13 protein-coding genes, 2 tRNA genes and 1 pseudogene are annotated in these 12,248 nt (G+C 53.7%); 6 read left to right on the top strand and 10 right to left on the bottom strand.

Translation table 11 applies throughout. The annotated features are described in order from the left end of the window. Positions 1-111: 111 nt before the first annotated feature. Both LKX83_RS07655 and LKX83_RS07650 read right to left on the bottom strand, forming a co-directional pair. On the bottom strand, positions 112-690 hold the full coding sequence (locus LKX83_RS07655; protein ID WP_227881579.1) for a copper amine oxidase N-terminal domain-containing protein: 579 nt from the start codon (positions 688-690) through the stop codon (positions 112-114). A gap of 242 nt (positions 691-932) precedes the next feature. Further along, complete coding sequence (locus tag LKX83_RS07650) at positions 933-1,157, bottom strand: hypothetical protein (protein ID WP_227881578.1); 225 nt, start codon at positions 1,155-1,157, stop codon at positions 933-935. 179 nt (positions 1,158-1,336) lie between these two features. On the opposite strand from LKX83_RS07650, the gene LKX83_RS07645 reads away from it, so the two are divergent. Then, positions 1,337-2,065: an MBL fold metallo-hydrolase gene (locus LKX83_RS07645; RefSeq protein ID WP_227881577.1), complete on the top strand. Its 729-nt coding sequence runs from the start codon at positions 1,337-1,339 to the stop codon at positions 2,063-2,065. A gap of 222 nt (positions 2,066-2,287) precedes the next feature. Here LKX83_RS07645 and LKX83_RS07640 read toward each other — a convergent pair whose 3' ends face one another. Both LKX83_RS07640 and LKX83_RS07635 read right to left on the bottom strand, forming a co-directional pair. Further along, positions 2,288-2,506 carry a hypothetical protein gene (locus LKX83_RS07640; RefSeq protein WP_227881576.1) on the bottom strand — a complete coding sequence of 73 codons (219 nt, stop codon included), beginning with the start codon at positions 2,504-2,506 and terminating at the stop codon, positions 2,288-2,290. Between the two features lie 73 nt (positions 2,507-2,579). Further along, positions 2,580-2,735 (bottom strand): hypothetical protein, encoded by a 156-nt coding sequence (locus LKX83_RS07635; RefSeq protein ID WP_227881575.1) that lies wholly within the window; start codon positions 2,733-2,735, stop codon positions 2,580-2,582. 179 nt (positions 2,736-2,914) lie between these two features. Between LKX83_RS07635 and LKX83_RS07630 the strand changes: the two genes are divergently transcribed. Both LKX83_RS07630 and LKX83_RS07625 read left to right on the top strand, forming a co-directional pair. Next, positions 2,915-2,990 (top strand) — tRNA-Val (locus LKX83_RS07630). 109 nt (positions 2,991-3,099) lie between these two features. After that, a complete protein-coding gene (locus LKX83_RS07625; RefSeq protein WP_227881574.1) occupies positions 3,100-3,801 on the top strand; it encodes a hypothetical protein in 702 nt (233 codons plus the stop codon). A gap of 115 nt (positions 3,802-3,916) precedes the next feature. Here LKX83_RS07625 and LKX83_RS07620 read toward each other — a convergent pair. The 6 genes and pseudogenes from LKX83_RS07620 to LKX83_RS34280 all read right to left on the bottom strand — a co-directional run. Further along, positions 3,917-4,030, bottom strand: a pseudogene (locus LKX83_RS07620) (IS1595 family transposase); the annotation flags it as partial. A gap of 144 nt (positions 4,031-4,174) precedes the next feature. Beyond that, positions 4,175-5,077 (bottom strand): carbohydrate ABC transporter permease, encoded by a 903-nt coding sequence (locus LKX83_RS07615; protein ID WP_227881573.1) that lies wholly within the window; start codon positions 5,075-5,077, stop codon positions 4,175-4,177. Between the two features lie 13 nt (positions 5,078-5,090). Next, positions 5,091-6,017, bottom strand: coding sequence for an ABC transporter permease (locus LKX83_RS07610; protein ID WP_370639048.1), 927 nt, complete (start codon positions 6,015-6,017; stop codon positions 5,091-5,093). Positions 6,018-6,159: 142 nt separating this feature from the next. After that, positions 6,160-7,875, bottom strand: a complete 1,716-nt coding sequence (locus LKX83_RS07605; RefSeq protein WP_227881571.1) for an ABC transporter substrate-binding protein — start codon at positions 7,873-7,875, stop codon at positions 6,160-6,162. 95 nt (positions 7,876-7,970) lie between these two features. After that, positions 7,971-9,380, bottom strand: coding sequence for an AraC family transcriptional regulator (locus LKX83_RS07600; RefSeq protein WP_227881570.1), 1,410 nt, complete (start codon positions 9,378-9,380; stop codon positions 7,971-7,973). Between the two features lie 84 nt (positions 9,381-9,464). After that, positions 9,465-9,836 (bottom strand): carbohydrate-binding protein, encoded by a 372-nt coding sequence (locus LKX83_RS34280; protein ID WP_370639043.1) that lies wholly within the window; start codon positions 9,834-9,836, stop codon positions 9,465-9,467. Between the two features lie 57 nt (positions 9,837-9,893). Between LKX83_RS34280 and LKX83_RS07590 the strand changes: the two genes are divergently transcribed. The 3 genes from LKX83_RS07590 (at position 9,894) to LKX83_RS07580 (ending at position 12,242) form a co-directional block, all read left to right on the top strand. Further along, entirely contained in the window at positions 9,894-10,571 is a 678-nt protein-coding gene (locus LKX83_RS07590) for a helix-turn-helix transcriptional regulator (protein WP_227881569.1), read from the top strand. Positions 10,572-11,002: 431 nt separating this feature from the next. Further along, positions 11,003-11,078 (top strand) — tRNA-Val (locus tag LKX83_RS07585). A 159-nt stretch (positions 11,079-11,237) separates the two neighbouring features. Beyond that, positions 11,238-12,242 (top strand): S-layer homology domain-containing protein, encoded by a 1,005-nt coding sequence (locus tag LKX83_RS07580; protein WP_227881568.1) that lies wholly within the window; start codon positions 11,238-11,240, stop codon positions 12,240-12,242. Positions 12,243-12,248 lie beyond the last annotated feature (6 nt).

Here is a 12,248-nt window from a genome sequence, read left to right as displayed (position 1 = left end):
CTCCGTTCAGTCGGTTAATTTTGCCTTTCCCCCGTATCCTAACACTTTGCCCATGCCGGGGTCAAACGAAACCGCCCCTCTCCAGCAAAGGAAAGAGGCGGCGAGAGTCGGTTATTTGGAAATAATGGTCTTCTCCGACACGATCTGCATCGGCTGAGTGTCCGACGGCTTCATCCAGAATCGCAGCGTGTACCGTCCGGCGGAATTGAACTTGTACGTAAAGTTGTCCGAGGTGAACCAGAAGTTGTCCTTGCTCTTCGGGAAGTCGTCGTCCTTGGACGTGCGGCCGTCGATCCACGTCTCTTCTCCGTACGGATCGGAGATGGTCACTTTAAAGGCGGAAATGTCGGTCAGCAGATTGTCGATCTGCGCAAAGACTTTGAAGCTGGTGGATTTGCCGTTCTGCACTTCTCCAAAAGGCTTGCTGCCCGTCATCAGGAAAATATGTACGTTCGGCTTGAAAATCGTTACTTTCTTGGCGCTATCGTCCCAGACGGTGATCGCCTGGATCGTGTCGCCCAGCGAGCGAACGCCCAGAAACGCCTTGCCGTCCACGAGCGCGCCGGCATCGTCAATCTCTTGCTTATTAAAGATGACCTTCACCTTCTGGGTCACCGTATCCGCGAAGATGGCCGTACCTCCGAGGAGCGATAACGCAACGGTCAAGATCAACAGCTTGCGGATCTTCATCCTTTTTCCCTCCGTCGTTCCGTCTCGATAATCCGGTTTTCAATTGGTTATACCTCCTTTCCGTTCGAAAGTTGCGATAAGGGGAGAAAATAGAGCCGGGCGGCCGATATTCGACCGAATTCCGCACGATTTGTCGTCTCGCCCCAGATCATGCGGTTGCCCGGGAAATGGGCTCCCCTTACGCCTACCCGCTTTGCGACCGCCATTGTCGGCTTGTTAAGCAGGTTGGGACGCCATCGCCCTTACTTGGCTTTGGGCAACGTCAGGACGCACGGAACGCCATTGCCCATCGCGCCGGGTTGGCTCATCCGGTCCAAATACGCGAGCCCTCGCGTACAGGGCGTCTTGCATACGGCGCAGACGTCCGAGGTTACGATCTTCATCTGCGGCTGGTGATGATCGGAATGGGCTTTTTTCTTGGTGCCGCCTTTCGAGGCTTTGCCTGATTTGGTAGCCGTCTTGTTCATGCTGCCGCTCCTCCTTCCGCTTGCTGCGCAAGCTTCTCGTTACGATATGCGCAGCCGGTCGAATGTGCGAAAGGCGGACTAGCTTTGATTTCCCTTTTGCGGGCAGACAAATTATGGTATGGTGGATGGGAACTTTGCAGCTTATCCACGCCGGAAACGCAGGCGACAGGGGGCCCGGGATGGACATTCAAATGCTCGGTTGCGGCAGCGCGTTCGCCAAAACCTTTTACAACAACAATGCCATCGTATATGCTGGAGGAAAGAAGCTGCTGATCGACTGCGGCATTACGGCGCCGCTCGCGCTTCATCGGCTCGGCCATCCGCTGGAAGAGATCGACGCGATCCTGATTACGCATATGCATGCGGATCATATCGGCGGCCTGGAGGAAGTCGCGTTTCAGCACAAGTTCCTTTTCCATCGCAAACCGACGCTCTACATCGCCGACACGCTCGCCGGACCGCTCTGGGAGCGCTCGCTGCGCGGCGGTCTCGAGCAGGAGAAGCTGCGCGGGCTGGACGATTACTTCGACCTTCGCCCGCTTCGCGAGAGCGCCAAGACCGAGGTGCTGCCAGGACTGACCGCAGAGCTGATCCGGACGAAGCACATCCCGGACAAGCTCAGCTATTCGGTCCTGCTCAACGATACGTTTTTTTATTCGGCGGATATGGTATTCGATCCGGAGCTGCTCGCATCGCTCGTCCACGACCGGGGCGTCGAGACGATCTTCCACGATTGCCAGCTCGAACCGCCCGGCGTCGTTCACGCCTGCCTCCCGCAGCTGTTGACGCTGCCCGAGGAGCTTCAAGGCCGCATCTATTTGATGCACTACGGCGACGCACAGCCGGACTTCGTCGGCAAGACCGGCCGGATGACGTTCGTCGAGCAGCACCGCGTCTATTCGTTCTGATCGCCACCGGATTATTCGCAGAAGAAAGGATGTCGACATCGCATGGTTGGCACTTGGATCGTCGCTGGCATCATCGTCATCGCCTTGATCTGGCTCACGCTGTGGGTCACGAAAAAAGCGTACTCCCGCAAATGGGAGGAATAGCGGAATCCCCTTCCGCGCCAAAAAGGCTCCGAGACGCGTGCGGTACGCGTTTCCGGAGCCTTTTGATTTGCCTTCGCCTTATCTTAACAACCCTCGCACGCCTTCCTCAGGCGGCGTCCGCGCCCCGTAGACGTCTTGTCCGACCGTAGGGGCGTAAACGTCGGCGACGACCGTATCCGTCGTGCCGGAGCCTCCTCCCGCCTGACAGCCCGTCAGCAAGGCGCCGAGCAGGATCAACATCGTCCCCCAGGCGGCGCCGCGCCGGCCCGAATTTCGTACGCTCGGCCACATCTGCATGTTGCGTTCTCCTTTAGACCTTCTGGACCTCCTTTCCAGTGTGCGCCAACTTGGGCCGTCTTAACCGAACTGCCTAATCCTCCCCTCGATACTTGTGCGTCTGCCAGGTAAACGCTTTGTCGTACTCCATCGTATCCTTCAGGATGATCTGCGCGACCGCCGCCATCACCACCCCGATCAATCCGAACAGGCCGATCAGCCAAACGAAAAACACCGCCATACTCTCCATGCGCCATGCGCCTCCCGACACGGATGAAATGGTACATATGTACGTCGTAGCCGGCGCGTTCATCCCTGTTCGGGCGAAATATTTTCGAATTTGGCGTCTTTTGTGCAAACGAAAACCCGGGAAGGGCATTGACGGGGTCCATTCGGCTTGGTATGATACTAAATGTCTCTGAGAGACGCGATCTGATAGCTCAGCTGGGAGAGCACTACCTTGACAGGGTAGGGGTCACAGGTTCGATCCCTGTTCAGATCACCATCCCCTCATCCATCCGACCATCGGCCTTTCGCCGGTGGTTTTTTTGCGTCCATCCCCGTTTAGAGCGTCACTCCCCGACCTACAATAGGAATGAAGGAGTGATGACACCATGAATTCAACCAAAAACCGAATTACCCGCACCCTGCTCATGCTGGCGCTATCCCTGACGCTCCTCCTCCCGCTCGGCGGCATGCAAGTATGGGCGTCCGCCGCTTCGGAACCGGATGCCGTAACGGGCGCAGAACCGGAATCCCACCCCGGCGGCCACCGCCATCCCGGAGGCGGCCACGGCGGGCACAAGATGGGCCTTCTGCGGAGCGAACAGCTTCTCTCGCTGCTGAAGACGGACGCCGCTTCTCTGGAGCGGGCATTGCGCGCGGGCCAATCGCTCGCCGATGTCGCCAAGCAAAAAGGCGTGGACAAGGCGAAAGTCGTCGACCTGATCGTCGCGCAGCAGGCGGCCAAGCTGGACGCAGCCGTCCAGTCGGGCCGGCTTACCGCCGACGAAGCGCAACGATGGCGGTCCGACATGAAGGAACGCGCGGAGCGCATCGTCGAGCATAAAGGCTTGTGGGGCGGCAAAGGCCATTACAAGGAAAGCCGCCGGCTGGCCGATACCGCGGCCGTGCTCGGCATCACCCCCGAAAAGCTGATCGAAGAGCTGAAGAGCGGCAAAACGATCGCGCAGCTGGGCAAGGAAAAAGGGCTTAGCGAAGAGGTGCTCGTGAATCGACTGCTGGAAAAGGAAAAGGTCCGGATTCAGGAGCGCATCCATCGGAGCTGGACGCCGAACGCAAAGCGGAACGCTTAGCAAATGCCCAACGGATTTCGCCGCGAATCGCGCTGCGATCCGTGCTACGAATCGTGCAGGAAGCAGAAATACGGAAGCGCCAAACCGGCTCCTGCCGGCTTGGCGTTTTTTATGTCCGATCCCGGGCGACGAGAACACAAACTCGCTCACTCGATATCCCACGTTTCTTGGCGACACCTTCGCGTTTGCGAGCTTTACGCGGAAGCTTGCGCGTTCCCTTTTCCGAAAAGGCTTGAAAGCTTGCTTTGAAGCAACAAAGACGCTGAATTCAGCCTTGCTTATGATGGTGGAACAGCAAAGAAGAGATCCCCCATACCCGAGGATCTCTTCGTTGGAAGCTATAGGACAATAATTGAGCTAAGCCTCTATATCCCTACTCCTTCACGCTGCCGAGCTGCATGCCATGCACGAAATACTTTTGCAGGAACGGATATACGACGAGAATCGGTACGGATGCGACGATCGTGATGGCCGCCCGGATCGAGATCGGCGTGACCATGTTAAGCTTGGCAGCCCCATTGTTCGCATTGACTACGGCCGGGTTGCTGTTCGAGAACGACGCGGAGGACAGCAGCTTCATGAGCTCGTACTGCAGTGTGCTCAAATTTTGCTTAGAGGACGCATACAGGAACGTATCGAACCAAGAGTTCCACTGCCCGACCGCGACGAACAGCGCAACGGTAGCGAGAACCGGCTGACATAGCGGCAGGATGATCGCGAAGAACGTCCTGAAATCTCCCGCGCCGTCTACCTTGGCCGATTCGATCAGCCCATCCGGCAGCGTCTGTATATAGGTTCGAATGACGATCATATTGAACGCGCTGATGAGGCCTGGAACGATATAAACCAGGAAGCTGTTCAGAAGATGCAGATCTTTGATCAGGAAATAGGACGGAATTAGTCCGGCATTAAAATACATCGTCATTACAATGATGATCGTAACCGGCTTGCGGAACACGTATTCCTTGCGGCTGACCGTATAGGCCAGCATAGAGGTCAGGAACAGGCTGAGCACCGTGGCGATGAGCGTTCTTGCCACCGATACCCAGAAGGCGTGATAGATCGTTCCGCCTGCGAACACCGCCCTGTAGTTCTGATCGGTCCAAACTCGAGGCCATAGATAGATGCCGCCGCGGATCGAATCGTTGCCCGGGTTAAACGAAACGGCAAGCGTATTCAGAAAAGGATACAGCGTGATGACCGCCAGCGCGATCATGACGATGGTGTTGAACGTGTGGAAGACAACCGGCTCCAGCCGAAGCGTTCTCGTTCTCATCGGTTTGCCCCCCTCATATCAGTCGGTCTTCGCCAAAGCGTTTGGCGATCGCATTAGCCGCAAAGATCAGCGTCATGCTGACGACCGTTTTAAAGATGCCGGCTGCGGTTGCCAATGAGTAGTTGCCGATCTGTATGCCGTATTTCAGCACGAAAATATCAATCGTCTGCGACCAGTTGACGACTACGCCGTTGCCGAGCAGGTATTGTACTTCGAAGCCCGCATCCAGAATCCAACCGAGGTTCATGATCAGCAAAATAACGACGATCGACCTGATTCCCGGTAAGGTGATGTAAAACATCTTCTTATATCGGTTCGCCCCGTCGATCTCCGCAGCTTCGTAAAGCGAAGGGTCAATGGACGTGATAGCCGCTAAGTAAATAATCGCGTTCCAACCTATTTCTTTCCACACGTGCGAAGCGCCTACGATTCCCCAGAAGAAGTGCGGCTTGCTAAGCCACATGATCGGCTCGTGAATGAATCCGAGCTTCATGAGCAACACGTTGATGATGCCGCCGTCCACGGACAGCGCATTCGCAACGAGGCCCGTTACGATAATCCACGACAGAAAGTGCGGAAGATACGAGATGGTCTGTATTGTGCGCTTGTACAGCTTGTTCTTGATTTCATTAAGCAAAATGGCAAACGCAATCGCCGTGACGAATCCGAGCACCATGTTGATGAAGCTCATTCCGATCGTGTTGCGAAGTACCAGCAGAAACGTATCGTCTTTGAAAAGAAATTTGAACTGCTTGAAGCCAACCCATTCCTGTTGGGAAAGAGGTAACGCTGGCTTGTAATTCTGAAAGGCCTGCGTCCAGCCCCAAATGGGGTAGTAGGAAAATAACAGGACGTACAGCAGTATGGGCAGCGACATTAGCATCAGCTGCTTTTGGCTGCGCATCCGTTTGAATAGGGACGATTGGGGTACGGCAGTCATCGCAGCCGTCTTCGATGAAATGGCTTTCGGGGCGCTCGCCATCGTTCTCTCCTCCTAACTTCTTACTGCAAGTACGGAAAACGCAAGTTGCAGAAAGCATCGGCGATTGGCTGATGCTTTCCGCAACCTATCGTTTCTTCCGTTATTTGCTGGTCCAGTTCTCGATCCGCCACTGAATTTGCGAGTTAATCCGATCCTCGTACGCCTTCACGTCGATCTTCTTATAAGCATTGACGTAATCATCCCAGACGGCGTCGAATTTGTCAGGCTTGGACATGATCGCCTTCGGCAAATACTTTAGCGAAGCGTCCGTCATTTGCTTGTTGGCGATCGACGCGTCGGAGCCGTCAATCAGGTCGATCTGCCATGCCGGATAATAGACTTCGTTCTCCGGAGCCGGGGAGAAGAAATCCGTCCAAGTCTTGAAGTGGTATGCATCGAGCAGCTCTTTATCTTCCGGCTTCAGCGAAGCGTAAAACTCGTCCGGCTGGCCACCCGCATCCGTAGCGTTGCCGTCGCTGTATGTGCCTTCTAACTTCGGCGCGTAACCAAGGAATACCTCGGCTTTGTTAGCCAGCCTCCAGGTCGGATCCTCTTGCTGCTTGCGCTGCTCAGGCGTGCGGTAGAACTTGCCGTTCTCGTCAACCTTGTAGTCGACGTCTTGTTCGCCCCACTGCAACAGCTTCTGCCACTTCTCGTCCAGCTGCGCGTCGAGGAACTGAATGATACGAACCGGGTCTTTGGCGTCCTTGCTGATGCCGAACCCGTTGTTCAAGTTGATGACGCCGCGATCGAGGTAGTGATCCTTGATGCCGTCGTACACTAGCGGGAAGCCGACGTACGTTTGACCGATCTTGTTTTGAGAGATCAGTTCACCTTCGGCTCCCTGGAAGTTCCAGTGCTGGTCGAACATGCCGAGCACGCGGCCAGACGAGATCTTCGCATTATATTGGTCGGGGTTTTGGACGAAGGCTTCTTTGTCCATCAAGCCTTGGTTATAGAGTTCGTTGAGCTTTCGGTAATACGTCTTTGAGATATCCTTGGTAGCGAATACGGAAGCGACTCCGTTGTCGACCACGACGCCGCCGTCATTCGGATGGCCGCTTAGATGCTCCGGTACGTTGAGAAACCCGAACGTCTGCCAGCCGTAAGCGAGAGTCGTGTAGCCAATCGTCGGCTGGCCGTCGGCCGTCGTCGGGTGCTTCGCCGCATAGTCGCTGATCAGCTTAAAGTAATCATCCAACGTCTTAGGGGTCGGGTAGCCCGCCTCCTTAAGAATGTCCTTCTGAATCCAGAAAGCCGGGCCTGAATAATAATTGCTATGAGTCTCTCCAGTGTAGGCGCCATAGTTAGGCAGCCAATAGATATGGCCGTCGCTGGAATCCTTCATCCGGTTCCAATACGCCGCGTAGTGCTCCTTCAGGTGCGGGCCGTACTGTTCGATCAGATCTTCCAGGGGAATGACCGCTTTTGCCGTTACCAACTTCGGATCGGCAGTAATGAGATCCGGATATTGCCCGCCTGCGATCATAACGCCAAGCTTCTGCTGCAGTTCGCCGACCAGGAATTCCATGTTCAGCTTCACGCCGAGCTCGTCCTGAATCTTCTTGTAAATCCGATTATCTGCCGTCGGCTGCTGATTCGGCGAGCCGATGAAAGCCGAAATCGTAATCGGTTTCAAATCCTCGGATGCCGATGCAGATGGCGAAGCGCTGTCGTTCGCCGAACTAGGCGCCTGACTCGACGACTGGCTCGCGGAAGAATTGTTGTTATTGCTGCTGCAGCCGGCAATCGCTAGGCTAAGCGCGACCCCGAGATATAGTGTCCCCCACAGTTTCTTTCTCGTTGCAACCCCCATGTCTTGCTCCTCCTCTTGAATATGATCTTTTTCTGAAAGCACTTACAATTCAGTTATACCACCGCAATTCCCGGGGAGAGAATGCGGGGGATTTATCATTTCTTGAACTTATCTACGGTTAGTTGTATCTCTCGAATTCTCGAATGCTCTCGATAATCGAAAGGACTTATTCCTTCCAGCGATTTGAAGAGACGACTAAAATAGGCTTGATCCGAATACCCGACTTCTTTGCATATTTGGTAAATTTTAAACTGTGTTTCGTTTAAGAGCCGCTTCGCTTGCTCCATCCGAATACGAGTCAAGTGCTGCGTGAAGGTCATACTTGTCTCCGACGTGAACAACGCGCTTAAATAGTTGGGGGTGATGTTGAGCGACTCGGCCAGCAAGCCCAGCGAGAAGTCCTTGTTCGCGTACTCCGTTTCGAGCCGATTCATCGCGAGCCGGATAATGCGATTTACGAACTCAATCGTTCTACTTCCCGAAGTATCCAGTGAATCAACCGAGAATGCCCTTAGGCTCTGCTCGTACATGGAACCGACTTCTCGCAAGTCCGTGGCAATGCCTCCGAAGCCCAAATGGAGCTCCGGGTCAACATTTTTCTGCAGACACTTCTCCGCTTCCAGCATTTTCTGCTCGACGGGCGGGACCGATATTTGATTGGAGAATACAACGGCAGTCATCAATAAATCGTCGATGATGACGACCGAGCCCAGGGGAGACAACACTTCCTCCAACAACGACCTTGCGTACGCCCGATCTTTGTTATCCCAATAAAGGGTTTCTTTCCTGGAGAGCGAACAGACGCTGATCCAGCGATAGGATGGGAGCAGCGCTTCATAGGTTTTGGACACGTCCGCGCCAAGCGTTCCATAAAACAGATCCTGTACGCGCTTTTCCATCAACGTCTGTTCTCTCATCTTGACCGCTCCCAGCATCGTTCTCCTTTCCGCATCATTAAACTCCTTGTTCGCGAAACCGCTCTCGTCACTAATTAGCATCTCTATTAAAGCAGTAATCAGGTTAAGGGAATTGGCTTGGATCTTGACTCGATGATACGACGAAGAGAGCTCCGACGGGCGGGATGCTCCTTCTATAAAAGGGGCAAGCAGCGGTCTAAGCCGCATGGTCAAGTCGGCATTTTTCGGCATCAGAATGTCCGTTAAATGATACAAGGGCTCCATGATGAAGTGATCGTCAATGTTTAAGTGAAGGCAGAAAAAAGTCATGCCCCCAACCCCTTCAGTCCTGCTGGCATGCGTCCAGCCTGGCGGTATAAGCAACAAATCCCCCGGACCCTGCACATACTCCTTGTCTCCGACCCGCGTCGCTTGTGTGCCTTCCAGTACCAAATTAAGTTCCAATAGCGGATGCGAGTGTTCCTGATAAGACCAGCCTTGTCGGACATTTCGCCAATGGATACCATAGATCTGGAAAGAAAAATGGACATTGGACATCGCATGTAGCTCCGCGCAAAGATCTCTTCCAGGATCAAAAGATTCCGACATATTCATTCTCCTCAAAAAAAATACTCCTTTCCGTCTCTCAAAGATGAGTTTTGGTCGGGAAAGGAGTACGTTAATAAATGTTGATTATTCCAATGTAAACGAAGCCAGACTGGCATTGCCCATGCCCGTAAAAGTAAAATACAAAGCCTGTATCCCGTCCGGAATGACGAGATCGGCAGCATATTCCGTACATACGTTCGTGAAGTCAACCGGTATTTTGCCGAGGACAGGTCCGTCCCACGATGTTTTGACGTCAAAGGTACCGCGGCAATACCCTCGCACCTTGATTTTGACTCTTCGAATTCCCTTTCTATCCTCTTCCTTGAATGGTTCTATATAATGGGTAGTAGGACGGTAAATGCAGGAAAGAAGGAAAATCGGATGAACCATATTCACTACGTGGAATGCGATGCTACGCATGCAAGCAATTTTGTTTTCGACATTCCTCGAGGCCATCCATGCTGGCTCCTCGTCTGTACCAAGACGCCCGCCCAATTCCGGGTCGACGGGGAATTGAAGGAGTATCCGGCCCATAGCGCCATTCTCTATGAAGCGCATCAAAAGATCTATTATCAGGCTTGCTCCGATAAATACATCAATAACTGGATCCGATTCGAGTCCGACGAACCTTACGTTACAAAAACTTCTTTGCCTTTCGGCATTCCCTTTTCCCTGAACGATCCCGACTATTGCCACAAATTATTCGAGCTTCTGGTCATTGAGCATAACTTTAATAGAGATTACAAAAACTCGTCCATCGACGGCTTGCTGCGAACGCTGTTCAACAAGCTTCTGGAATCCTATTGCCAGAATGGATTTACGCCTCAATATTACAGTCTCTTAAGGCTGCGCTCCGCCATTCAGAATAACCCGAGCGACCCCTGGACGGTTTCGAAAATGGCGGATATTCTCCGCATCAGTCCGGGATATATGCAGATCATCTACAAAAAAACGTTCGGAATTTCTTGCATGGAGGACGTCATTGACGGACGAATCCGGCTGGCGAAAGAATATTTGATCCATGGCTCCCAAAGCATCTCGGAAATCGCTTTTCAATGCGGCTATCACAACGTGGAGCACTTCTGCCGGCAATTCAAACAAATAACCGGGTATACACCCAAAAAGTTTCATAGCCATGCCGCTAATCGAACAGCGGCGCCTGGAGATCAGGTCAATCTGTCGCGAAACTAGGCCCGCGCCATCTTTCCCTCTTATTGGCATTAACCCTCAGCGATAATTTCCCTAAAATTGATCTTTAAAACTTTAGCAATGGATGATTCAATCGTTTTGACAACGCTTCCACAATGGTTATGATATGCCATTAAAGAATCATAAACAATGACGTATCCAAACTGATCGTTGATCGATCCTCATATTTAATGCGCAGTCGATTGCCGGATCAAGTACCCGCCTTGAGCGCTTCTAGCATCCTCCATCCTTGCGGCCAAATAAATTGGCCAACCAGAGGTTCTGGTTGGCCTGATAATATGAAAATCCGTTCCCCCCAAGCCTAACGCTTTAATCCGGCGCGCCGTACAAGACGCGGCGGAAAAATACACTTTACATTTGCCGCCCAACCTTATATAATGGGTTAAGTCAAAAGACAAACCCTTCTCAATCATGATCTGATAGCTCAGCTGGGAGAGCACTACCTTGACAGGGTAGGGGTCACAGGTTCGATCCCTGTTCAGATCACCATCCTCATCAACGACAACCTCGCCACCGCGCGAGGTTTTTTTGCGTTTCTTTTCGAATATGGCGTTCCAAACGGAAGATGCAACATTTGTCAACGCCGATGCGTCAAGGTAGTTGCATGCCGCACGGCGGCAAATCCACCACCCCATGGAGGGAGCAAGGATGCAAAAAAAATCGAAATGGGCCGTCACGGGTCTCGGCGTCGTACTCGCCAGCACCCTCTTGAGCGGCTCCGTCTTCGCCTTCGGCGATATCGACAAGGACGCCGGCCGCAGCCAAATTCTGCACTTGAAGGAGCTCGGAATCGTTCGCGGCGACGGAAGCGGACTCTTTAAACCGAAGGGTCCGGTGACGGCTTCGACCGCCGTGACGCTCCTCGTCAACGGCTTTAAGCTAAACATCGATAACCTTCGGTTCATCAAGGAGCCCAAAGCCAGCGATTACTTTACTGCGATTAAGGACGACGCGCCTTATGCGGAAGCGTTCATGATCGCGCAGTTGAACGGCTTGGATCTTCCGAAGGACATTCAGCCGGGCGCCAGCGTCACCCGCGAACAGTTCGCGCATTGGCTGTTTCAGGCGCTCAGTACGAAGGGCGAATATGCCTGGACGGACCAGTACGTCATCTTGAACGACGAAAAGAGCGTCAACCAAGCTTATATGGGAAGCATCCAAAGACTCGTTATCGCCGACATCGCCGCGTTGGACGCGAAGCAAAATTTCCGTCCTCAGGACGTCATCACGCGAAGCGAGGCGGCCGTCATGCTGGATAAGGCGCTCTCGTTCGTTGAGAAAACGAAGCCGATCGAGCCGCTTCCGCAGGCGACCTGGCTGGGCGACGTGCAGCTGACGACCGAGTCTTATTCCGCCGACGTCAAGAAGGTGACGCTCTCCGCCGAGGTCGGCCATCCGGGCTACGGCATCGAGATCGCCGGCATCGACTTCAAGGATAAGCAGGCGACCATCCGCTACCGGGTGATCGAACCGGATCCGGACATGATGTACCCGCAGGTCGTTACGACCGTCAAGGTGTCCGCGTACATCGATGCCGCCTATACGCCCGTGCTCGGCGGCCAGGAAGGCATTTCGACCTCCCCCGCCAAGCCGGCCAAACCTGCGGACGGCGGAGGCGCCTCAAGCTCCACCGGCTTCCCGATCGCCGAATAAGCGACG

This window comes from Cohnella baijiui (assembly GCF_020731285.1).
GTDB lineage: Bacteria > Bacillota > Bacilli > Paenibacillales > Paenibacillaceae > Cohnella.
The sequence above is the reverse complement of the archived record's forward strand: the minus strand, read 5'-3'. Positions and strand labels throughout refer to the sequence as shown.

What these genes read in the sequence shown, in the direction of transcription:
- LKX83_RS07635 (WP_227881575.1), bottom strand. Translation starts at nt 2,735, where the DNA reads ATGGAGAGTATGGCGGTGTTTTTCGTTTGGCTGATCGGCCTGTTCGGA.
- LKX83_RS07625 (WP_227881574.1), top strand. Translation starts at nt 3,100, where the DNA reads ATGAATTCAACCAAAAACCGAATTACCCGCACCCTGCTCATGCTGGCG.
- LKX83_RS07580 (WP_227881568.1), top strand. Translation starts at nt 11,238, where the DNA reads ATGCAAAAAAAATCGAAATGGGCCGTCACGGGTCTCGGCGTCGTACTC.
- LKX83_RS07600 (WP_227881570.1), bottom strand. Translation starts at nt 9,380, where the DNA reads ATGTCGGAATCTTTTGATCCTGGAAGAGATCTTTGCGCGGAGCTACAT.
- LKX83_RS07610 (WP_370639048.1), bottom strand. Translation starts at nt 6,017, where the DNA reads ATGACTGCCGTACCCCAATCGTCCCTATTCAAACGGATGCGCAGCCAA.
- LKX83_RS07645 (WP_227881577.1), top strand. Translation starts at nt 1,337, where the DNA reads ATGGACATTCAAATGCTCGGTTGCGGCAGCGCGTTCGCCAAAACCTTT.
- LKX83_RS07605 (WP_227881571.1), bottom strand. Translation starts at nt 7,875, where the DNA reads ATGGGGGTTGCAACGAGAAAGAAACTGTGGGGGACACTATATCTCGGG.
- LKX83_RS07650 (WP_227881578.1), bottom strand. Translation starts at nt 1,157, where the DNA reads ATGAACAAGACGGCTACCAAATCAGGCAAAGCCTCGAAAGGCGGCACC.
- LKX83_RS07640 (WP_227881576.1), bottom strand. Translation starts at nt 2,506, where the DNA reads ATGCAGATGTGGCCGAGCGTACGAAATTCGGGCCGGCGCGGCGCCGCC.
- LKX83_RS34280 (WP_370639043.1), bottom strand. Translation starts at nt 9,836, where the DNA reads ATGGCCTCGAGGAATGTCGAAAACAAAATTGCTTGCATGCGTAGCATC.
- LKX83_RS07655 (WP_227881579.1), bottom strand. Translation starts at nt 690, where the DNA reads ATGAAGATCCGCAAGCTGTTGATCTTGACCGTTGCGTTATCGCTCCTC.
- LKX83_RS07615 (WP_227881573.1), bottom strand. Translation starts at nt 5,077, where the DNA reads ATGAGAACGAGAACGCTTCGGCTGGAGCCGGTTGTCTTCCACACGTTC.